Origin of the sequence: Alicyclobacillus fructus (assembly GCF_017329605.1) — a bacterium.
GTDB classification, from domain to species: Bacteria; Bacillota; Bacilli; order Alicyclobacillales; family Alicyclobacillaceae; genus Alicyclobacillus; species Alicyclobacillus fructus.
The window spans coordinates 1-260 of the sequence record NZ_JAFMTY010000117.1 but is presented as its reverse complement, the minus strand read 5'-3'; the positions used below and the strand labels follow the sequence as shown (position 1 = coordinate 260).

General features: G+C 43.1%; 1 protein-coding gene. It reads left to right on the top strand.

From position 1 onward, the window contains the following. The coding region (locus J3481_RS14545; protein WP_206882543.1) for a hypothetical protein at positions 1-260 on the top strand (260 nt) is incomplete at both ends.

Below are 260 nucleotides of genomic sequence, written 5' to 3'. Positions count from 1 at the left end.
AGATTTGTATAAGAGACAGTGCTTGGGTCTATGGCATTGCTAGGGTCTATGGAATTGCTTGGGTGTTTGGTGATGCTATGGTCTCTGGTGATGCTAGTGTCTATGGTGATGCTTGGGTCTATGGCAATGCTAGGGTCTATGGAAATGCTTGGGTCTATGGTGATGATAGCGTCTCAGGTAAAGCTAGGAACTATGGAGATGCATGGGTCTATGGCAATGATAGTATCTATGGAAATGCTAGGATAAAGAAAATTATACAC